The sequence below is a fragment of the Rhizobium aethiopicum genome (assembly GCF_900094625.1).
Lineage (GTDB): Bacteria > Pseudomonadota > Alphaproteobacteria > Rhizobiales > Rhizobiaceae > Rhizobium > Rhizobium aethiopicum.
Window position 1 is genome coordinate 1 of the sequence record NZ_FMAJ01000025.1, and the last position, 20,811, is coordinate 20,811.

Sequence of the window (20,811 nt, forward strand, 5' to 3'; positions counted from 1 at the left end):
CGACGAGAACTTCACACCTGTCTTCCAGGAAACTAAGCCGAAACTCAATCTCCGAAAACCAGTGTAACTTCTCTTGATAAACGTGACCGCCAAAGTCTCTTTCAAAGGATCCAATCTCTCAGATCCCGCAAGCTCCGCCGCCCACGTTTCTCTTTCTTCCAATCTTCAATTGTCAAATAACCGACGACACATGCCGTCACCAAAACCCGCTCCAAACCTAAGCCCGAAGCAACAAACCAGCAATCCGCCAATCCGCTTGAGTTTCTTAAGAGCGAGAGACTTCGTCGCCAGCAGCGCCGCCGCCCTCGTTCAGTGAGTGGGCTTATAGAACCAACCCCTTTTCCAAGTCAACAGCGCTTTTCGAAAAAAATCACTTTTCTGGCAACTCGTTGTTTTTTCTAGGAAGTTTTGGGAAGCTCGCCAATGCGGTCGTTTCCCGGATTCTGACCGGCTGGGTGCCGCGCCGGAGAAGTGAATATTCGTCGAGTTTTCGTGGAAAGAGGGCTCTTTCGCCTATCGCGCCCCGACATGATCACAATCTGCTGGTCTTAAAGGACGCATGATTCACACAGGGTCATGCGGGTAGAGTGCCTTTCCCGTACCCGATTTGACTTCAGTGCCTAAAATATGCACATCTTTCGCCCCAGCCAGGACGGCCAGGAAATGCTGCCAGAGACGTCAAATGTAAGGACGCGGACCCGACTGCCATGATGACGGAGAAAATGATGATCCGCTCGTTGGGCAACGAGCCTCCGCTTCTGGCCGACGGCAGACGTGCGCCCGATAAGCGCGAAGTTTCCTTGCGCTGGCTCTCGGGCACGTTCCTCACCGGTATCACATCCTCTGTCCTGATGGGCGTTGCCCTTTTTGCCGCGCTTGACGGCCGCCAGCAGCTGGCGATTCCTGCCGAGGCCTATGCGAGTGCCGCCGCAGATGCGCATGTGGACACGACGGTGGTCCGTGGCGGCCGGCTAATCGCGCCCGCCATCGCCGCAAAACCATCCGACAGGGCGATCATGGAAGTTTCGACCGTCGTCCATGACGGCGAGAAGGAGGTCGTGCGCCGCCAGCCCTTCGCGCATGTGAAGATGACGCTGGCCGCCAATCATGTGGCGACTGAGGACTACCCGGACTTCGATCCCCTGGCGATCTTTTCCGCCGACGAACCGCAGCCCGCCCCGCAGAGCCGCACCGGCGCAATTTATGGCTCCGACGTCGAATCCGAAGTCAGCCTGAAGACCATTGCCTTCCCGACCGGCAAGACCGGTATGAAGATGGCCGCCGGCCTGTCGCTTGAGGAAGTCGAAGAAAACGTGCGCTCCAACGGCTCCGTCCTGACCGACGGCAACAAGCAGCTCGCGGCCCTCTACTACGTCGATCCGCGTCGCTTCTCCAACGAGGAAGCCGATGTCGATCTGACCGCCGGCCTGTCCGCCCGCGTGCTCGAGCAGAACATGACGGTCTCCGCATCGGAATCGATCACGCCGCAGACCGAGGAATTCGCCGACGACATCCTGCCGGTGCGCGTCGACGCACCGATCGCCAAGGCGCTAACGGACTCCGGCTATCCGCAGCAATATGCCGATGGAATTGCCGGCTTCATTGCGCAGCAGTTGGGAACCAGCGATCTCGAAAAAGGCGACGTGCTGCGTATCGGCATCATCCAGAAGGGGGAACAGGCAAAGATCATCCGGGCAAGCGTTTACCGCGGCACGCGTCATCTGGTCACCGTGGCTCTCGACGACAAGGGCAAGTATGTGCCCGGTAACGAGCCGCCGATGCTGGATGCCATCGCTACGGCCTTCGATAACAATTCCTTCGCTCCCCCGCCGGGACAGAACCTGCCGCGCGTCTATGACGGCATCTATCGCGCCGCCCTTTCCTACGGCATGACCAAGGATATGACCGCGCTGATCATCAAGCTGCTCGCCAGCAACGTCGATTTCCAGGCGCAGCTGAGACCGACCGACAAGCTGGAGGCCTTCTTCTCCGTCGCCGACAGCGCAGGCCAGGCGACCGAAGATTCCGAACTGCTTTACGTCAATGCCCGTTTCGGCGATACGCAGACGCGCTTCTATCGCTTCCAGGATCCTGAAGACGGCACGGTCGATTATTTCGACGAGAACGGCAAGAGCATCCGCCAGTTCCTGCTGCGCAATCCGGTTCCGAATGGTATTTTCAAATCCGGTTTCGGCATGCGTCGCCATCCGATCCTCGGTTTCGCCCGCATGCATACCGGCGTCGATTGGGCCGCACCCCGTGGCACCGCGATCATCGCCGCCGGCAACGGCACAGTCGAAAAAGCCGGCTGGGATTCCGGCGGATACGGCAACCAGACGATCATCCGCCATGCCAACGGCTATGAATCCTCCTACAATCACCAGAGCGCCATTGCCAAGGGGGTCGTCCCCGGCGCGAAAATCCGCCAGGGCCAGGTGATCGGCTGGGTTGGCACAACAGGTGAATCCACCGGGCCGCACCTGCATTACGAGCTGATCGTCAACGGCACCAAGGTCGATCCGCTGCGCATCCGACTGCCGGGCGGCAAATCGCTGCAAGGCGAGGCGCTGGCGAGATTCGAGGATGAGCGCAAGCGTATCGACACGCTGCTCGACAATCCGCCGACGCCGGACCAGGTGGCAAGCAAATAAACTTTATCACCGCCGATCGGTTGAGGTCCTCTGGGTAGCGGCCGACCGACTGAACGAAAATGGCGGCCGAAGCCGCCATTCCGCCATCATCCTGCAAAGTAGCTTACGCCGCTTCGCCGACCGTCTGTCGGGTGCTGAACTGCAGCCGGTCTGAACCGCTCGTCACCTTGACATTCGAACCGTCCGGCACCTGACCTGACAGGATCTGCTCGGCCAGCGGGTCCTGCACGAACTTCTGGATCACCCGCTTCAGCGGCCTTGCGCCGTAAATCGGGTCATAACCCTTGTTCGCCAGCCAGTGACGGGCGTCTTCGTCGAGATCGATGACGATCTTGCGTTCGGACAGCAATGCCACCAGCCGCTTCAGCTGAATGTCGACGATCGCGCCCATCTCCTCGCGTTTCAGGCGGTGGAAGAGGATGATCTCATCGATGCGGTTCAGGAATTCCGGCCGGAAATGCCCGCGCACCACGTCCATCACCTGCTCGCGAACCGTGTCACTGTCATCGCCGTCCCTCAGCTGCGTCAGATATTCGGCGCCGAGATTCGAGGTCATGATGATCATCGTGTTGCGGAAATCGACCGTCCGGCCCTGACCGTCCGTCAGGCGGCCATCGTCAAGCACCTGCAACAGGATGTTGAAGACGTCGGGATGCGCCTTCTCGATCTCGTCGAACAGCACGACCTGATACGGTCTGCGGCGCACGGCTTCCGTCAGCGCTCCGCCTTCATCATAGCCGACATAGCCGGGAGGCGCGCCGATCAGCCGGGCGACGGAGTGTTTCTCCATGTATTCCGACATGTCCATTCGCACCATCGCCGTTTCGTCATCGAAGAGGAAGCGGGCGAGGGCCTTGGTCAGCTCCGTTTTGCCGACGCCGGTCGGACCGAGGAAGATGAACGAACCGATCGGCCGGTTCGGATCCTGCAGGCCGGCGCGGGCGCGGCGAACGGCGCGCGACACCGCCTGAACGGCATCGCCCTGGCCAATTACCGATTTTGCCAGCTCGTCTTCCATCCGAAGCAGTTTGTCGCGTTCGCCCTCCAGCATCTTGTCGACCGGAATGCCGGTCCAGCGGGAAACGACATGGGCGATATTGTCGGGGCTCACCACCTCCTGCACCATCGCGCCACGCTCGCCGTCCTGCTTCTCGGCTTCGACGAGCTGCTTTTCCAGGTCCGGAATCACGCCGTAGGTCAGTTCGCCGGCACGCTGGAATTCACCCTTGCGCTGAGCGATCGCCAGTTCGTTGCGGGCATCGTCGAGCTGCTTCTTGAGATCGGCGGCAAGGCCGAGCTTCTGCTTTTCCGCCTGCCAGCGCGCCGTCAGCGCATCGGCCTCCTCTTCGAGCGTGGTGAGTTCGGTCTCCAGCCGTTTCAGACGGTCGGCGGAAGCGACGTCGGTTTCCTTCTTCAGTGCCTCGCGCTCGATCTTCATCTGAATGATCCGGCGATCGAGTTCATCGAGCTCTTCCGGCTTGGAATCCACCTGCATGCGCAGCCGCGCTGCCGCCTCATCCATCAGATCGATCGCCTTGTCGGGCAGGAAGCGGTCGGTGATATAGCGGTTGGACAGCGTCGCGGCCGCGACCAGCGCAGCATCGGCGATGCGCACCTTGTGATGCTGCTCGTATTTTTCCTTGAGCCCGCGCAGAATCGAGATCGTATCTTCGACCGTCGGTTCGTCGACGACGACAGGCTGGAAGCGGCGGGCAAGCGCCGGATCCTTCTCGACATGTTTGCGATACTCGTCGAGCGTGGTCGCGCCGACGCAATGCAACTCGCCGCGGGCAAGGGCTGGTTTCAAAAGGTTGGATGCATCCATCGCCCCGTCGGCTTTGCCGGCACCGACCAGCGTGTGCATTTCGTCGATGAACAGGATGATCTCGCCGTTTTCCGCCTGGACTTCGTTGAGAACAGCCTTCAGCCGTTCTTCGAATTCGCCACGGTATTTCGCGCCGGCAATCAACGCGCCCATATCGAGCGCCATCAGCTTCTTGTCCTTAAGCGATTCCGGGACGTCGCCGTTGACGATGCGTAGCGCCAGACCTTCGACGATCGCCGTCTTGCCGACGCCCGGCTCGCCGATCAGCACCGGATTATTCTTGGTGCGGCGCGACAGGACTTGGATCGTGCGGCGAATCTCATCATCACGGCCGATCACCGGATCGAGCTTGCCCTCCCGGGCTTCTCCAGTCAGATCGCGGGCGAATTTCTTGAGTGAATCGAAGCCCTGCTCCGCACTGGCCGAATCCGCGGTCCGCCCCTTGCGGATATCGTTGATGACCTGGTTGAGCCCTTGGGCTGTCACGCCTGCATTCTTCAGCGCCGAATGGGTCGAAGCCGAGGACTCGATCGCCAAGGCCTGCAGCAGACGTTCGACCGTGACGAAGCTGTCGCCGGCCTTCTTGGCCGCCTCTTCCGCGGTCGAAAGCACCTTCGCAAGCGGCTGCGCCAGATAGATGTTGCCGTTGCCGCCAGATATCTTCGGCAATTTCGCAAGTGCCGCGTCATTGGCAAGGCGAGCAGCCTTGGCATCGCCGCCGGCACGCTCGATCAGCGAAGCTGCCATGCCCTGATCGTCATCGAGCAGGACTTTCAGCACATGTTCGGGTGAAAATTGCTGGTGGCCCTGCGCCAGCGCGTAGGTCTGAGCCGACTGGATGAAACCGCGCACCCGCTCGGAATATTTCTCGATATTCATGTTCTACCTCCATGAATCGCCCTGCCCTTACGAGGCGCAGACCGATGATTGAGATCGACCCCCTGAAAAGGCAGGCCGCGCTTGGCCCGTCTGAATTGGGCCAAGCAGTTCGTGGAGAATATGGTAGCCGGCTCGAAGAGTTTAAAGAGCCCGGAAAATGAAAATCCCCGGCAGAAGGCCGGGGATTTTCAAGCAAATTCGAGCAGATGGCGAAGTCTCGGCTTACTCCGATGCGACGTCCGCCAATACAGGCGCCTCGGCGGAAGCACCTTCGCCGTCACCGGCTGCATCGCCTTCTGCGCCGCGGCGCGGGCGGCGGGGACGATTGCCGGCGCTGCGGCGGCGGGGCTGGCGTTCGCGCGGCTGACCGGCGGAGCCTTCCTCGTCCATGGCGACCTCGGCGGGAATACCTTCGATCTCCGGCTGAGGGCCGGTTCCGTCGATGACTTCGGGCTGGGGTGCCTGGACAGGCGCCGCGGCGGCGGCCGGCTGTGCCTGCGGCTGTTGCTGCCTGCTCTGCGGCGGCTGGACGACAACGACATCATCGCCGTCATTGTCGTTGTTATCAATATCGTCGCTGTCGCGATCGGCCGCGTCGCGGTCATTGTATTCGCCGCGATCGTCGCGCTGGAAACGCTCCTGCATCTGCGCCTGAGCGCTGGCGATGATCCGATTGTAATGTTCGGCGTGCTGGAGATAGTTCTCGGCGATCACGCGATCGCCGGAGCTCTGGGCATCACGGGCAAGCTGCGCGTATTTCTCGGCGATATGCTGTGCAGTACCGCGAATCTTCACATCGGGGCCGGAGCTGTCATAGGTCCGGGTCAGCGGGTTACCGCCCTTGCGGTTGAAATTGTTGTTATTGTTATTTCCGCCGCCGCCATTGTTATTGTTGTTACCACGCCCTCGACCGCGCTTGTTTTGCTGTCCTGGCCTCATAGATCGTTCACCTGAATTCTCTGTTTGTGATGGATACATGGCACCAACCGCCATGACCGGAAAACCGGGTCAGGACCTTTGTGCCGCGAGCATACTGCGCCTCTGCGCCGACCTGCCGCTTGGTTCTCAAGTCAGTTTGACTGATTCACGCGTTGGGTCGTGTTCAACCGTTGAAACTCTCGTTTAAAAGAGCGGACCCCCGAGGCAAACCAAGTACCGAACGAATCTCGTTCATTCCTATCTGCCCAACACGTGTCCGTAACCTATATTGCTTCCCGGGGAAATCCAAGCCTTTTCTTCGCAATAACAATAATGTCCCGTCCAATGCCGCTATTATCGCCTCTTACGCGAGCGCGAACACGAGCGCCCTGTCGTTCTGACCATAATCTTTCACGGATTTGAGGCACCTGAAGCCCTTCGCTTCGAAGATCGCCGTCACATCGTTTCGCTGGTCGTAGCCGATTTCCAGTCCGAGAATCCCGTCGGGCCTCATGAACCTTGCCGCATCCTTGGCTATGGCTTTGTAGGCGTCAAGCCCATCCGGGCCGCCATCCAGAGCCGCAACCGGATCAAATTTCGTCACTTCGGGAGCGAGATCGTGAATGACACTGGAGGCAATATAGGGCGGATTTGAGACAATCGCGTGAAACGAACCATGGATGTTCTCGAACCATCTCGACTGTACGGTCTGAAAGCGATCCTGCAACCCATTTCTTTCTGCGTTTGATCGTGCCGTCCCTAGGGCATCTGCCGATATGTCGCTGCCGATACCTGACGCATCGGGACACTCGCTCAAAAGCGCCAGGCATATCGCCCCGGTCCCGGTTCCGATATCAAGAATATGGAGATTGCTCTCGGCCTTTGCAAGGTCCTTAAGATAGGGAAGCACCGTATCGACCAGGATTTCCGTATCGGGACGCGGCTCCAGCGTTTCCGCCGAGAGGGCAAGCGGCAGGCCGTAGAATTCCCGCTCGCCAAGAATGCGATGCACCGGCTCATGGCCGACCCGCCGTTCCGCCGCCTCCAAAATCCCCTTAGTCTGCTCGGGTGAAAGCTTCTCGGCTGATCGCGTCAGCAGCTCGGTCGACGACTGTTTCAAAAGGCCGGCGACAAGCAGCCGCGCATCGGCTGCCGGATCGACGATGCCTGCCTCGGTGAAGCGACGGCGTGCATCGGCGAGCATATCGGCGACCGTCGGGCTCATTGTTGTTCGCCGAGCTGCGCCAGCTGGCTTGCCTGATAATCGGCCATCAATGCATCGACGACTTCCTCGATCTCGCCCTCCATCATCCGGTCCAGCTTGTAAAGCGTCAGATTGATGCGATGGTCGGTCACCCGCCCCTGCGGGAAATTATAGGTACGGATGCGTTCCGAACGATCGCCGGAGCCGACCTGGCTCTTGCGGTCGGCCGAGCGCTCGTTATCGGCCCGCTGCCGCTCTGCATCGTAGAGCCTGGAGCGCAATACCTGCATCGCCTTGGCGCGGTTCTGGTGCTGTGATTTTTCCGAGCTGGTGACGACGATGCCGCTCGGCAGGTGAGTGATGCGCACCGCCGAGTCCGTCGTATTGACGTGCTGACCGCCCGCGCCCGAAGAGCGCATCGTGTCGATGCGGATATCCTCCGGCCGGATCTCGATGTCGATCTCCTCGGCCTCCGGCAGCACGGCCACTGTCGCGGCCGATGTATGGATGCGCCCGCCCGCCTCGGTTTCCGGCACGCGCTGCACGCGGTGCACGCCGGACTCGAATTTCAGTTTGGCAAAGACGCCCCTGCCGGTGATCGTCGCGATGATTTCCTTATAGCCGCCGGCCTCGCCCTCGCTTGCAGAGAGCACCTCCACCTTCCAGCCCTTTTCCGACGCGAAACGCTCGTACATCCGAAACAAATCACCGGCAAAAAGGGCAGCTTCGGAGCCGCCGGTGCCGGCGCGAATTTCCAGGATGGCGCTCTTTTCGTCGGCTGCGTCCTTCGGCAGAAGCAGGATCTGCATTTCCTGCTCCAGCGCCTCTATCAGCGCTTTCACTTCCGGCAGTTCGAGCTCGGCCAGATCGCGCATCTCGCGATCGACTGATTTGTCTTCGAGCAGCGTTTCGAGATCGGCAAGTTCGCCGACGGATTTTTGATAGGCGCGAATTTTCGTGACGACAGGCTGCAGCTCGGAATATTCGGATGCGAGCTTCACATAGACGTCGGCGGCCGGACCAGCCGACATGCGCGCCTCGATCTCGCCGAAACGCCGTTCCAGCTCACGCATCTTTTCAACGGGAAGCTTCGCCACCCTTCACTCCGATTCTTCTTGCAAATTTCTAAAGGGGAATATTGTGGCTCTCGGCGAAGCGGGCAAGCACCTCGCGCATCGGCGCGTCGGCGGCATGATCGTCAAGGACCTCGTCCATTGCCTTCGCCAGCGCGCCGACATCGAGCCCGAGCAGCATCGCCTTCACTGGCCCGATCGAGGCCGGCGACATCGAAATCGAGCGGAAGCCGATACCAAGAAGCGCCATTGCCGAGAGCGGCTTGCCGGCGAGCTCGCCGCAAAGGGTGACCGGCGTCTTGTTCCGGTTCGCGCCGCGCACGATGTCGCGCAGGATGCGCAAAAACGGCTTGCCAAGCGGGTCGAAACGGTCCGACACGCGCGCATTACCGCGATCGACGGCCATCGCAAACTGGAAGAGGTCATTCGAACCGACCGAAACGAAATCGACCGCCGCCATCAGTTCGTCGAGCTGCCAGAGCAGTGCAGGCACCTCCAGCATCGCCCCGAACTGAAGCTTGCGCGGCAGCCCATGGCCGAAACGCGAGAGATGCTGCACTTCCTTCTGCAAGAGCTCGCGCACCATCTTCAGCTCGGAAACCTCGGTCACCATCGGTACCATCAGCTTCAGCTCGGTGTCGGCCGATGCCTTCAGCAAGGCGCGCAGCTGGGTGCGCAACAGTCCGGGCCGGTCGAGCGACAGCCGGATCGCGCGCCACCCGAGTGCGGGGTTTTCCTCCTCGTGGCCACGGAAATAGGGTACGACCTTGTCGCCGCCGATATCGAGTGTGCGAAAGGTGACGACGCGGCCTGCCGCCTGTTTGATGACATTGCGGTAGAACTGCTCCTGCTCTTCCGCCTTCGGCATGGTAGACGCAATCATGAACTGCAGCTCGGTGCGGAACAGGCCGATACCCTCCGCGCCCGATTCCGAGAGCTGTGGCAGGTCGACCAGCAGGCCGGCATTCATCATCAGCGAGATCCGCTGGCCGTCCCTGGTGACCGGCTCGATGGCGCGCAACGCCCGGAACTGCTCCTGCCGCCGCGCGCGGAAGCGCACCTTTTCCTCGTAGGAACGCCGGTGATCAGCCATCGGCCGGAGATGCACGTGCCCTTCGTCGGCGTCAATGATAACGGCATCGCCATTCTCGGCGAGCGCCACAACGCCCGCCGCCTGGCCGATGACGGGAATGCCCATGGCGCGGGCGACGATCACCACATGGCTCGTCACCGCCCCCTCTTCCAGCACCAGTCCGCGCACGTTGGCGCGGGGATAATCGAGCAGCTCGGCCGCCCCCATGGCGCGGGCCAGGATAATCGCATCGCTCGGAAAGCCTTCGGCGGTCGTCCGCCCGGTATAGCCCGTCAGCTGCCTAAGCAGTCGGTTCGCCAGATCCTCGAAATCATGCATGCGTTCGCGCAGATAAGGGTCGGTCAACCGCATCATCCGCGCCTTGGTGTCGCTCTGCACCTTTTCGACCGCCGCTTCCGCCGTCAGGCCGTTGCGGATCGCCTCCTCGAGCTTGCGCACCCAGCCCTGGTCATGCGCGAACATACGATAGGTTTCCAGCACCTCCCGATGCTCGCCTTCCATCGAGACATCGCGGCGCGACAGCATGTCGTCGATCGAGATCCTCAGCGACCCCATGGCCTCCGCCAACCGGCGGATTTCCTTTTCCACATCCTCGTTCAGCAGGTTGGTGACGACGATGCGCGGCTCGTGCAAGACGACGTAGCCGAGACCGATGCCGTCATTATAGGTGTCGCCATCGATCGTCACCGATCGTGTCAGGTCGAGTTCGAGGCCCGGCTTGGTGATCTTCTTGAGCTCGCCGGTGGCGATCATCTCGGCAAGCACCATCGCCGTCGTCTCAAGCGCTTCCACCTCCTCATCGCGATAGTTGCGGCTCGCCTTGTTCTGCACGACGAGAACGCCGAGCGAGCGCCCGGTCCTGAGGATAGGGACGCCGAGGAAGGAATGGTAGATTTCTTCGCCTGTCTCCGGCAGGTAGCGGAAGGCCGGATGCGACTGCGCGTCGGAAAGGTTCAGCGGCTGTGCCGAGGCCGCGATCGTGCCGACGAGACCCTGCCCCATCTTCAGCTGCGCCAGGTGCACCGCCTCGCGGTTGAGGCCTTCGGTCGCGTAAAGTTCGAGCACGCCGTCGGCGCGCAGCACATAGACGGAGCAGACTTCCGCCACCATGTTGCCGGCGATCTGTCGGACGATCCGGTCAAGACGATCCTGCGGCTCCAGCGGCTCTGCCATCAACTCGCGCAGCCGTCTGAGCAGCACGCGCGGACCGACGGAAAGGTCTCTCATGGCGTCTCAAGCTCCCGAAACATCGCACTCAGTCCCGGCGGCCCGCCTCCGTCTCCTCAACCTGAAGGGGCAGGCCGGCCACTGGAATCAATTCTTATCCAGACCGTAGCAGGAATGCAAAGTCCTGACAGCGAGTTCTGCATAGGGACCATCGATCAGGATGGAAATCTTGATCTCGGAGGTCGTGATCGCCTTGATGTTGATGCCTTTTTCGGCAAGTGCACGAAAGGCGGTGGCGGCAACGCCCGCATGGCTGCGCATACCGATGCCGATGACGGACACCTTCACCAGCCCCGATTCGTTCTGCACGACATCGTAGCCGATCTTCTCCTTATGGTCGCCGAGAACCTTGATCGCCTTCTCCACGTCGCCCGACGGCACGGTGAAGGTCATGTCGGTCTTCGATCCGTCCTCGGAAATATTCTGGACGATCATGTCGACATTGATATGGGATTCGGCAAGCGGCCCGAAGATCGCGGCAGATACGCCCGGCCGGTCGGCAAGACGGCGAAGCGAGATCTGAGCCTCATCCTTGGCATAGGCGATGCCGGTGACTACTTCCTGTTCCACGATTTCATCCTCGTCACAAATCAGCGTTCCGGGCGGGTTCAACAGATCGCCCATGCCCGGAGCATCGGGATCTTCGAAAGACGAACGCACGAAGGTGCGCACCTTGTGCACCATGGCAAGCTCAACCGAGCGCACCTGCAGCACCTTGGCGCCGAGCGAGGCCATCTCGAGCATTTCCTCGAAGGCGATCTTCTTCAGCCTGCGCGCCTGCGGCACGATGCGCGGATCGGTCGTATAGACGCCGTCGACATCGGTATAGATATCGCAGCGATCCGCTTTGACAGCGGCGGCAATGGCGACGGCCGACGTGTCCGACCCGCCGCGGCCGAGTGTGGCGATGCGATTGTCGGGTCCCAAACCTTGGAAGCCGGCGATAACAGCGACCTGCCCCTCGCCCATCCGCTTGACGATGTCCGAACCGTCGATCTCAAGTATCCGCGCCGCGCCGTGCGCGTTGTCGGTGCGGATTGGGATCTGCCATCCCTGCCAGGAGCGCGCATTGATGTCCATCGCCTGCAAAGCGATCGCCAACAGCCCCGAGGTCACCTGCTCGCCGGAGGCGACCACCGCATCATACTCGCGCGCATCGTAAAACGGGGAATTGGCGCCGATGACCTTCGGTGTACCCTGCACCCAGCCGACCAGCTCGTTGGTCTTGCCGGACATGGCCGAAACGACAACCGCCACCTCGTGGCCGGCATCGACTTCGCGTTTCACATGGCGGGCAACGTTCTTGATGCGGTCCAGGTCAGCGACGGACGTGCCGCCGAATTTCATTACGATGCGTGCCATATGCCTCTACCACGACTGGCGCCGGAAAGCGGAAACCCGGACCCGGCATCACGAAAGCTCTGGGGCGGAACGCTTGGCGAAAGAGCCGGCTTCCATTTCTGGAACCGCTCTAAAGCCCAGGCCCCTGAAGGCCCCAAGTTGCGGCGTCTCTTAGCGAGTTTGACGGGGGGAGGCAAGCGCGTGTGACAAAAGCAATTGTCGGGCGGCTCCGCGCTTCGCCGGTCTCCCGCTCTGCGCCCCTTGACTTATGCCCGCGATCGTCCGACTTCACATCTCACGAACGAAGGAGTGGATGATGACGGAGACCGCCAGAAGCACGATTGACCAGGGCGAAGTGGACCGCTTCTCGGCAATGGCGGCGGAATGGTGGAGCCCGACCGGCAAATTCCGGCCGCTGCACAAGTTCAATCCCGTCCGCCTCGCCTATATAAGGGACAAGGCCTGCGAGAATTTCGGCCGTGATCCAAAAAGCCCTCGTCCGCTCGAAGGTTTGCGCGTACTCGACATCGGTTGCGGCGGCGGCCTGTTGTCCGAGCCTGTTGCCCGCATGGGCGCTTCCGTGGTCGGCGCCGATCCTTCCGAAAAGAATATCGGTATCGCCTCGACCCATGCGAAGGGTTCGGGTGTCTCGGTCGACTATCGCGCGGTCACCGCCGAGGAGCTCGCCGAGGCCGGCGAAACCTTCGATATCGTCCTCAACATGGAAGTTGTGGAACACGTCGCCGACGTCGAGCTCTTCATGACGACCTGTGCGAAAATGGTTCGCCCGGGCGGCCTGATCTTCGTCGCCACCATCAACCGGACGATGAAGGCGGCAGCCCTTGCTATTTTCGCCGCCGAAAACATTCTCCGCTGGCTCCCGCGCGGCACCCATCAATATGAAAAGCTGGTGCGCCCGGAAGAGCTAGAAAAGCCGTTAACGGCAAGCGGCCTCGAGATTACCGAGCGCACCGGTGTTTTCTTTAATCCGCTCTCGAACCAGTGGAACCTGTCTCGGGATATGGACGTGAATTATATGCTGCTGGCCAAGCGGCCGGGTTAACGTTCGACGTCAATAACCGGCTACACTTCCGCGCGGGGCGGGGACAGGCTGCGGAAGGACTACCTGGAGTGCACGTCAGTTCACGTCCTCCGGCAGCACCGGAATGGCGGCGATTTCGATGCCTTCCTCCACGAGCGCCTGCGCCTCGTCTAATGTCGCCTGGCCGATGATGCCGCGGGCATCCGCCTCGCCGTAATGAATCTTGCGCGCTTCCTCGGGAAACTTCGCCCCGACATCCTCTGAATTGGCCTTGACCGCGGCGACTGCCTCTTTCAGCTTTTCCAAGGCTTCCCGGCGCATGGCGTCCATCGCCAGCGTCTGCCTCTCGTCCTTCTTGCGCGCCGTCGACACCGAAGGCGCCATCAGGAGCTTGCCGACGGCGGCGGAATGACAGACCGGGCAGGTCAGGAAACCGCTCTCGACCTGACGGTCGAAGTCGGCGCTCTCCGAAAACCAGCCTTCGAATTCATGGGCATTGTCACAGCGAAGGGAATAGCGGATCAAGCGGCGACGCCTCCTGCGACTGCCCCCGCGATCTTCTCAATCGAGAATTCCCGGCCGTTCCTCAGATTCGGGATCTTGTCGTGGGCGGCTTTTACCGAGCTGGGATCGATCTCGGCAACGATGACCGCCTCGCCGGTGGCGCCAGCCGAGGCCAGCACCGTGCCCCAGGGATCGATGATCATCGAATGGCCGAAGGTCTCGCGCCCGTCCTCGTGCCGGCCCGCCTGTGCAGCCGCTATGACGAAGACGCCGTTCTCGATCGCGCGCGCCCTCAGCAGGATCTCCCAATGCGCCTCACCGGTCTGCCTGGTGAAAGCGGCGGGAACCGTCATCACTTCGGCTCCGGCAACGGCCTGGGCGCGAAAGAGCGCCGGAAACCGGACGTCATAGCAGATTGCAAAGCCGATTTCGGCAAAGGGGAGCGACAGGACGCGCGCCTCTGAGCCGGCGGTGTAGGACGCACTTTCGCGCCAGCTCTCGCCATTTTCGAGATCGACGTCGAACATATGGATCTTGTCGTAGCGATTGAGGATCCGGCCGTCGGGACCGAAGAGGAAACCGCGATTGGCGATCTTGCCGTCGGCAAGCGCAATCGCCGTCGAGCCGACATGCATGTAGATGCCAAGCTCCATCGCAAGCTCGGAGCCCGTCTTGACGATGATATCGTGCGTTTCTTCGGCAAGCACGGCGCGTGCCGCCGCCCGGTCACGCTGCAGCATTCCGGTCATTTCAGGCGTCTGCACATAGGTCGCCCCCTGGCCAGCAGCCTCGCGCACCAGCCGAGTCATGACGGCTGCGTTCTTCGCCGGATCGACCCCGGAGCACATCTGAACGGCGGCAGCCTTAAAGCTCATCGGAGTTCCCTCATGCCGCCAGCATCGGATCGAGCTTACCGGCTCGATCCAGCGCGAAAAGGTCGTCACAGCCGCCAACATGATCGGCGCCGATGAAGATCTGCGGGAAAGTCGTGCGCCCGTTCGATTTGCCGATCATCTCCTGGCGAAGGTCCGGCGAATAGGTCGCGTCATGCTCGACATATTCGACGCCCTTTTGTTCGAGCAGGGATTTGGCACGGGTGCAATAGCCGCAGAACTGCCGTGTATAGATCGTGACGGGTACCATGATATCTCCAGACGAATGCCGGGTATTTTCTGTCATATAGGCTCGGAAAGAGCCCTTGCAAAGGTCAAAACCGTTATATCCGCCGCACCCGCCTTACGCAGCGTCCGGCTTGCGGCGGCAACCGTCGCCCCCGTCGTGTAGACGTCGTCGACGAGCACGATACGCTTGCCGAAAACCTCGTTCTCGCAACCTTTGGTAATCGCGAAAGCACCTCTGACATTGTCCTCGCGCGCCTTGGCACCGAGGCCGACCTGCTGGCTGGTGCGCTTGACGCGGATGAGTGTGGCTGCAAGCAGCGGTTTGCCCGATAGGCTCGCCATATGGCGGGCAAGCTCGGCAGCCTGGTTGAACTTGCGCGCCAGCATGCGGGTGCGGTGCAGCGGCACCGGGATCAGCGCGTCGCAGCTTTCGACCGCGCCGTCGGAGGCACGGAGCATCCAGCCGGCCATCATCGGCGCCAGATCGGTGCGATCGCGATATTTCAGCCCATGAACGAGATCCCGCACCGCATGATCGTGCGTTGCCGCCGACCGCAACCGGTCGAAAGGCGGCGGATTGGCGATCGCCTCGGCACTGAGGATGCCGGCGCCGAGATCATGCGAGAAGGGAATGCCGAGCACCTCGCAGAAGGGACGCTCGATGAAACGGATGCCGGACCAGCATTTCGCGCAGAGCCCTCGGTGGCCGCCGGTCGAAATGCCGCAGACCGAACAGGCGGGCGGATACAGAAAATCGGCCAGCGCCGAAAACGGCCGCAGGATCTGCGCCCGCAGGAACTCCACCGGTCTCTCGAACTGGATCGATTTCATGCCGCCGAGATTAGCCTGTTCTCTCATCAAGGAAAATCGCCTTGCCGCGTATACGGCGCGGGACTAAGGAGATTGCCATGGAAACGATCTTCGACAGAGCCCTGATCGCCGCGCATCGCCACCGGGCGCTTGTCAATAACGATCCCAGGGCCGCCTTCCTGCTCGATATTGCCGCTGAGGAAATGGCCGAAAGGCTTGCCGTCGTCGAGCGGGCATTCGAGGCCGCTGTCGAACTGCACGGCGCCACTGGAGCGGCCGCCCGCGCGGCGGTGGCGACGGGCAAGATCGGCACGATGATGCGCGTCGAGGCCGAGAAGGCCTATGCGGGTCCGGAGGAAACCCTGATGGAGGCGCCGCTCGAGGAGGTGCCGCTTGAGCCGCAATCGGCCAATCTCATCCTTGCGCCGCTCAGCCTGCATCTCACCAACGATACGCCGGGAGTCTTCATCCAGATTCGCCGCGCCCTCAAGCCGGACGGCCTGTTCCTGGCGGCCATTCCCGGCGCCGGCACGCTGCAGGAACTGCGCGACGTGCTCTTGGCCGCCGAAGTCGAAATGACGGGCGGCGCAAGCCCCCGCGTCATCCCCTTCGCCGATGTGCGTGATATCGGCAGTCTCATGCAGCGCGCCGGTTTCACGCTCCCGGTGATCGACGCCGAGAACTATACGGTACGATATGATTCGCTCTTTCCGCTGATGCGCGACCTAAGGGCAATGGGCATGAGCAATCCGCTTGCAGCCCGCGCTCGCCTGCCGCTGACGCGCGCCTTCTTCCTGCGCGCGGCAGAGATTTACGCCGAGCGCTACTCCGACCCCGACGGACGCATTCGCGCGACATTCTCGATCATCTATCTCTCTGGATGGGCTCCGCACGAGAGCCAGCAGAAGCCGCTCCAGCCGGGCTCGGCCAAAGCACGTCTTGCCGATGCCCTGAAAGTCGACGAGCACAGGCTCAGGCAGTAATCGTCGGCAGCTTCGTCAATTGACGGTCATATTGTTGCTGACCACGTTGAAGACATTCTGCAGGCTGCCGGTAAAAATGCCGAGACCGGAGAGGAGGGCTGTGCAAATGACGGCGGCAATCAGGCCGTATTCCACCGCCGTCGCGCCTGTCTCGTCTGCAAGAAATGCTTTCAAAAGTCGCATACCCCAACCTTCTGCGTGAACAGACTGCAACGATCAATTCTCCGGCCACCGGGCGCTGGCCGTCATGCTTCAGCAGCGGCTTCAGCAACCGGCGCCGACACCGTAGCCTTGCACGACGCAGACCGAGCCGGGCGTATCCTGAAGGACGCTGCGACGAATCGTATAGTGCTTGCCACTTTCGTTCTTCGGAATGGACCCGGTGGTGATCGTGTCGAAATCGACCGGCGCACTCGCAAAGACGCTTTTCTTCGAGGAATCCGCAAGCATGGGCGTCAGGATCAGCGTCAGCGCAACCACCGCCGTACCAAAGAGAAGGGCGATATTAAGCGCACCCGTCCTGCGCGAGGCAGACGAAGCCCGTTCCTTTTCCCGGACAGCTTTCCAGAAATCATCGTCCATGAGGTCAAGCCTTTTAATACACGCACGCCAGATGCTTGATTGAGGCCGATCTTTGGCAGAAGGTGTTAAACGATCCATTAATATCCACAGCCGAAAACGGCGTGGCACAATAATAATCAGCTAACGCTAAAGTAAATCCTGCAACATCGGGATCAGCGGCTCGTCGGCGGGCGGCATCGGGTAATCCCGAAGCGCCTGCGCACGTACCCATTTCAGCGCCTGGCCCTCGCGGCCCTGGGCAATTCCCTCATAGCGCCGGCAGATATAAAGCGGCATCAGCAGGTGGAAGGTCTCGTAGGAATGGCTGGCGAAGGTGAGCGGCGCGAGGCAAGCGATCTTGGTCCTGATGCCGAGCTCTTCCTCAAGCTCGCGCACCAGCGTCTCCTCCGGCGTCTCGCCGGGCTCGACTTTCCCGCCGGGAAACTCCCAGAGCCCGGCCAGCGACTTTCCCTCGGGACGCTGTGCCAACAGGATACGCCCGTCGGCATCAATCAGCGCACAGGCGGCGACCAGCAATATCTTCCGGCCTGCCTCGCTCATCGCGACTCCCTCTGCCAATAGCAATAGTGATAGGCGTCCCGAAACCCGAGCCGCTCGTAGAGCGCTATGGCCGGGCGGTTGGAGAGCTTTACCTGCAGCCAGGCCGAGCGGGCGCTGCGCACGCGCGCCCAGCGCAGCGCCGAGGTCAGGATTTCAGTGCCGAGCCCCTCGCGCCGCCGCTTTTCGCAGACCGAGAGCGACATGATGCCGGCAAGATCGTTGTCCTGGACGCAGAGCACGGTCGCCAGCGGCCCCTCCGCCGCATTTTCGATCATGAAGAGGCCCGACGGCGGCTTGATCGCCGAAATGATTTCGGCAAGCGCCGGCTTCAGCGTCGACGGCGCCCCGTCGACGGCAAGGTTTGCGTCGACGAAGCGGCCGACATCATGGGTCGGCAGATGATCGAGCGTATCCGGCAGTTCCGCCTCGGCAAGATCACAGGTCATCACCACGGTCTCGTCGAACCGCGTCCAGTTCTGGGCCCTGAGAAGCTCGATCAGCACCGGCGACGCGAGCGGCGTCTGGCGAACCACGGCGGGACGTCCATAGGCCTCGAACTTCCGGCTTGCCTTTTCCAGCCGAATCTCGACGTCGCGGTGATCCGAGGGATCGAGCGGCACGATGGAATTCAGCCGGTTGGACGGGTGGCCCGCTGTTAGCCGGACCTGCCAGCTGCCGTCATATTGCACGGATGCCGCCGGCCAGGCGCGAAAGCCGACGGCCTCCAGCCTGCGGACCAGCGGCAGATTCTGCGAGGATATGGATGCCTGCACCAATGAACGATCAGCTCCGATAGTCGCCATTGATCGCAACATATTCCTTGGTGAGGTCGCAGGTCCAGACGGTTGCCGTGCCGGTGCCGAGGCCGATATCGACTTTGACGGGGATGTCCTGCGCCTTCATCACATCAGAGGCGGCCTGCTCTGAATAGTCGGGATCGCGCTCGCCGTTGACGGCGACCCTGACATCGCCGAACCAGATGGCGAGCCGATCGCGGTCGGCCATCTCGCCGGACTTTCCGACGGCCATGACGATTCGGCCCCAATTGGCGTCTTCGCCGGCGGCCGCCGTCTTGACCAGCGGCGAATTGGCGATCGACAGGGCGATGCGCTTAGCGGCGGCATCGCTCTCGGCGCCCCTCACGGTGATTTCGAGCATCTTGGTCGCACCCTCGCCGTCACGCACCACCTGCAGCGAAAGATCTTTCAGCACTTCATTGAGCGCGACCCGGAAAGGGGCAAGACGCGGATCGTCGGCACGTTCGATGCGGGCCTGGCCGTCCTCGGCCGCTGCACCCGTCGCAAACAGCATCAGCGTGTCGGAGGTGGACGTGTCGCTGTCGACGGTCATGGAGTTGAAGGTCGGGCCGACGCCGTCGGATAGAAGCGCCTGCAGCGCGTCGGACGCGATGTCGGCATCGGTGACGACGAAGGAGAGCATCGTCGCCATGTCGGGCGCGATCATGCCAGCGCCCTTGGCAATGCCGTTGATCGTGACAGTGACGCCGCCGATTTCGGCACTGCGGGTCGAAACCTTGGGATAGGTATCGGTCGTCATGATCGCCTTGGCGGCTTCGAACCAGAAATCGCCGGTCGCCTCGGCCTGCATCTTGTCGAGGACACCTGAGAATTTGGCGGCATCGAGCGGCTCGCCAATGACGCCGGTCGACGCCAGGTAGATCTCGTTTTCGGCGCAGCCGACGGCAGCCGCAGCCGACTTCGCCGTCAACGCGGTCGCCTGGCGGCCCTTCAGGCCGGTAAAGGCATTGGCATTGCCTGAGTTGACGACGACCGCCCGGGCGCTGCCATGGGGAAGATTGGCGCGGCAGAAATCGACGGGCGCCGACGGGCACTTGGAGCGGGTAAACACCCCGGCTACAGCAGCCGGTTTGTCGAAAACCATCATCAGCACGTCGGTACGGTTCTTGTACTTGATGCCGGCGGAAGCCGTCGCCATGCGCACGCCGCGCAGCGAAGGCATCGGGACGAAGGATTTCGGGGCGAGCGGGGAAACGGAACCGGACATGCTGAGACCTGCCAATGAGCATTTCCAGGCGGCATCAGTGGAAATGCGACAACATAGTGAAGGGCCCGGAAGAACCGGGCCCGATGCGAATATTACTGCTTCGGCGCCGGCGCGGCGGGCTCGCTGCCCCGCTCCGGCTGCTTGTTGGCCTCGTCGTAACCCTTGCGCAACGTCTCGTCCGAGATCTCGATCTTGGCAGACGACTTGGCCTGGTTGAGGAGGGCAAGATACTTGTCGCGCATGACGAGTTGACGAACCTGGTCCTGCACCTGGTCGAAAGGCGGCGGCGGAGCGTCGCGCTTGTCCTCGACCTTGATGACATGATAGCCGAAATCGGTCTTAACAGGCGTCTTGGAATAGGTGCCCTTCTCGAGCGCGAAGGCTGCGTTCTCGAATTCCTTGACCATCCGGCCCCGCGAGAAATAGCCGAGATCACCGCCCTCCGACTTGTTCGGATCTGTGGATTTTTCCTTGGCGAGTTCGGCGAAATCCTTGCCGGCGTCAAGCTGCTTGATGATATCCTTGGCTTCGTCCTCGGTCTTGACCAGGATGTGGCGGGCGTGGACTTCCTCCTGCTTCGGCAGGGCGGCGACTTCCTTGTCGTAACGAGCCTTGACTTCATCAGGCTTCACGGTGTCGACGACGTGCTTCTTGAAGTAGGCATTGTGCAGCTCGCGATCGGAAAGATACTGCATGCGCTTCTTGAATTCGTCGGTCTGATCGAGCTTCTCGGCGAGGGCGTCGGCGGCCAGCAGCTTCACGTCGATGGCGGCCGAAAGGGCTGCGACCTTCTTCTGTTCTTCGGGAAGCTGCGCCAGCTGCGGATCGAGGTTGGCGACGGCGAGATCGAGTTCCGATTGGTGGATCTCCAGATTGCCGACCTTGGCGACGACCGCGTCCTCTGCATGGGCCGGAGCCTGGCATGCAACGAAAGTTGCAAACGCCAGCATGGCGAATTTTTTGGTGCTCAACATCAAATAACCCTTCACAGTT

The 20,811-nt window shown here is 61.5% G+C and carries 19 protein-coding genes; 3 read left to right on the top strand and 16 right to left on the bottom strand.

Going from position 1 to position 20,811, the window contains the following annotated elements; all coding sequences use genetic code 11:
• Positions 1-707: 707 nt before the first annotated feature.
• Entirely contained in the window at positions 708-2,651 is a 1,944-nt protein-coding gene (locus GA0061105_RS29045) for a M23 family metallopeptidase (RefSeq protein WP_064697598.1), read from the top strand.
• Between the two features lie 103 nt (positions 2,652-2,754).
• On the opposite strand, the gene clpB is transcribed toward GA0061105_RS29045, so the two are convergent.
• The 6 genes from clpB to GA0061105_RS29075 all read right to left on the bottom strand — a co-directional run bounded on the left by clpB (position 2,755) and on the right by GA0061105_RS29075 (position 12,232).
• A complete protein-coding gene (clpB, locus tag GA0061105_RS29050) occupies positions 2,755-5,355 on the bottom strand; it encodes an ATP-dependent chaperone ClpB (RefSeq protein WP_092754560.1) in 2,601 nt (866 codons plus the stop codon).
• A 222-nt stretch (positions 5,356-5,577) separates the two neighbouring features.
• Positions 5,578-6,294 carry a DUF4167 domain-containing protein gene (locus tag GA0061105_RS29055; RefSeq protein WP_064697596.1) on the bottom strand — a complete coding sequence of 239 codons (717 nt, stop codon included), beginning with the start codon at positions 6,292-6,294 and terminating at the stop codon, positions 5,578-5,580.
• Positions 6,295-6,637: 343 nt separating this feature from the next.
• Positions 6,638-7,498: a peptide chain release factor N(5)-glutamine methyltransferase gene (gene prmC, locus GA0061105_RS29060; protein ID WP_092754563.1), complete on the bottom strand. Its 861-nt coding sequence runs from the start codon at positions 7,496-7,498 to the stop codon at positions 6,638-6,640.
• Entirely contained in the window at positions 7,495-8,574 is a 1,080-nt protein-coding gene (prfA, locus tag GA0061105_RS29065; protein ID WP_092754566.1) for a peptide chain release factor 1, read from the bottom strand. The genes prmC and prfA overlap by 4 nt, the downstream gene beginning before the upstream one ends.
• 28 nt (positions 8,575-8,602) lie before the next feature.
• Positions 8,603-10,870: a phosphoenolpyruvate--protein phosphotransferase gene (gene ptsP, locus GA0061105_RS29070; RefSeq protein ID WP_092754569.1), complete on the bottom strand. Its 2,268-nt coding sequence runs from the start codon at positions 10,868-10,870 to the stop codon at positions 8,603-8,605.
• 87 nt (positions 10,871-10,957) lie between these two features.
• Entirely contained in the window at positions 10,958-12,232 is a 1,275-nt protein-coding gene (locus GA0061105_RS29075) for an aspartate kinase (RefSeq protein ID WP_064697592.1), read from the bottom strand.
• Positions 12,233-12,527: 295 nt separating this feature from the next.
• On the opposite strand from GA0061105_RS29075, the gene ubiG reads away from it, so the two are divergent.
• Complete coding sequence (ubiG, locus tag GA0061105_RS29080; RefSeq protein ID WP_092754622.1) at positions 12,528-13,274, top strand: bifunctional 2-polyprenyl-6-hydroxyphenol methylase/3-demethylubiquinol 3-O-methyltransferase UbiG; 747 nt, start codon at positions 12,528-12,530, stop codon at positions 13,272-13,274.
• Between the two features lie 75 nt (positions 13,275-13,349).
• Here ubiG and GA0061105_RS29085 read toward each other — a convergent pair whose 3' ends face one another.
• The 4 genes from GA0061105_RS29085 to GA0061105_RS29100 are packed head-to-tail and all read right to left on the bottom strand — an operon-like array spanning position 13,350 to position 15,709.
• A complete protein-coding gene (locus GA0061105_RS29085; protein WP_064697591.1) occupies positions 13,350-13,778 on the bottom strand; it encodes a DUF1178 family protein in 429 nt (142 codons plus the stop codon).
• Positions 13,775-14,632 (bottom strand): carbon-nitrogen hydrolase family protein, encoded by an 858-nt coding sequence (locus GA0061105_RS29090; RefSeq protein WP_092754572.1) that lies wholly within the window; start codon positions 14,630-14,632, stop codon positions 13,775-13,777. Before GA0061105_RS29090 ends, GA0061105_RS29085 begins: the two co-directional genes overlap by 4 nt.
• A 10-nt stretch (positions 14,633-14,642) precedes the next feature.
• Positions 14,643-14,900 (bottom strand): glutaredoxin 3, encoded by a 258-nt coding sequence (gene grxC, locus GA0061105_RS29095; RefSeq protein WP_064697589.1) that lies wholly within the window; start codon positions 14,898-14,900, stop codon positions 14,643-14,645.
• A 32-nt stretch (positions 14,901-14,932) separates the two neighbouring features.
• Entirely contained in the window at positions 14,933-15,709 is a 777-nt protein-coding gene (locus tag GA0061105_RS29100) for a ComF family protein (protein WP_092754625.1), read from the bottom strand.
• A gap of 77 nt (positions 15,710-15,786) precedes the next feature.
• On the opposite strand from GA0061105_RS29100, the gene GA0061105_RS29105 reads away from it, so the two are divergent.
• Positions 15,787-16,671 carry a methyltransferase domain-containing protein gene (locus GA0061105_RS29105; RefSeq protein WP_092754575.1) on the top strand — a complete coding sequence of 295 codons (885 nt, stop codon included), beginning with the start codon at positions 15,787-15,789 and terminating at the stop codon, positions 16,669-16,671.
• A 15-nt stretch (positions 16,672-16,686) separates the two neighbouring features.
• On the opposite strand, the gene GA0061105_RS29110 is transcribed toward GA0061105_RS29105, so the two are convergent.
• The 6 genes from GA0061105_RS29110 to GA0061105_RS29135 form a co-directional block, all read right to left on the bottom strand.
• Complete coding sequence (locus tag GA0061105_RS29110) at positions 16,687-16,854, bottom strand: Flp family type IVb pilin (RefSeq protein WP_064697587.1); 168 nt, start codon at positions 16,852-16,854, stop codon at positions 16,687-16,689.
• A gap of 81 nt (positions 16,855-16,935) precedes the next feature.
• Positions 16,936-17,253, bottom strand: coding sequence for a hypothetical protein (locus tag GA0061105_RS29115; protein WP_064697586.1), 318 nt, complete (start codon positions 17,251-17,253; stop codon positions 16,936-16,938).
• Between the two features lie 126 nt (positions 17,254-17,379).
• Complete coding sequence (gene mutT / locus GA0061105_RS29120) at positions 17,380-17,793, bottom strand: 8-oxo-dGTP diphosphatase MutT (RefSeq protein WP_064697585.1); 414 nt, start codon at positions 17,791-17,793, stop codon at positions 17,380-17,382.
• Positions 17,790-18,596 carry a GNAT family N-acetyltransferase gene (locus GA0061105_RS29125; protein ID WP_092754578.1) on the bottom strand — a complete coding sequence of 269 codons (807 nt, stop codon included), beginning with the start codon at positions 18,594-18,596 and terminating at the stop codon, positions 17,790-17,792. The genes mutT and GA0061105_RS29125 overlap by 4 nt, the downstream gene beginning before the upstream one ends.
• A complete protein-coding gene (gene argJ / locus GA0061105_RS29130; protein ID WP_092754581.1) occupies positions 18,577-19,818 on the bottom strand; it encodes a bifunctional glutamate N-acetyltransferase/amino-acid acetyltransferase ArgJ in 1,242 nt (413 codons plus the stop codon). Before argJ ends, GA0061105_RS29125 begins: the two co-directional genes overlap by 20 nt.
• A 92-nt stretch (positions 19,819-19,910) precedes the next feature.
• Positions 19,911-20,792: a peptidylprolyl isomerase gene (locus GA0061105_RS29135; RefSeq protein ID WP_092754583.1), complete on the bottom strand. Its 882-nt coding sequence runs from the start codon at positions 20,790-20,792 to the stop codon at positions 19,911-19,913.
• Positions 20,793-20,811: the final 19 nt, after the last annotated feature.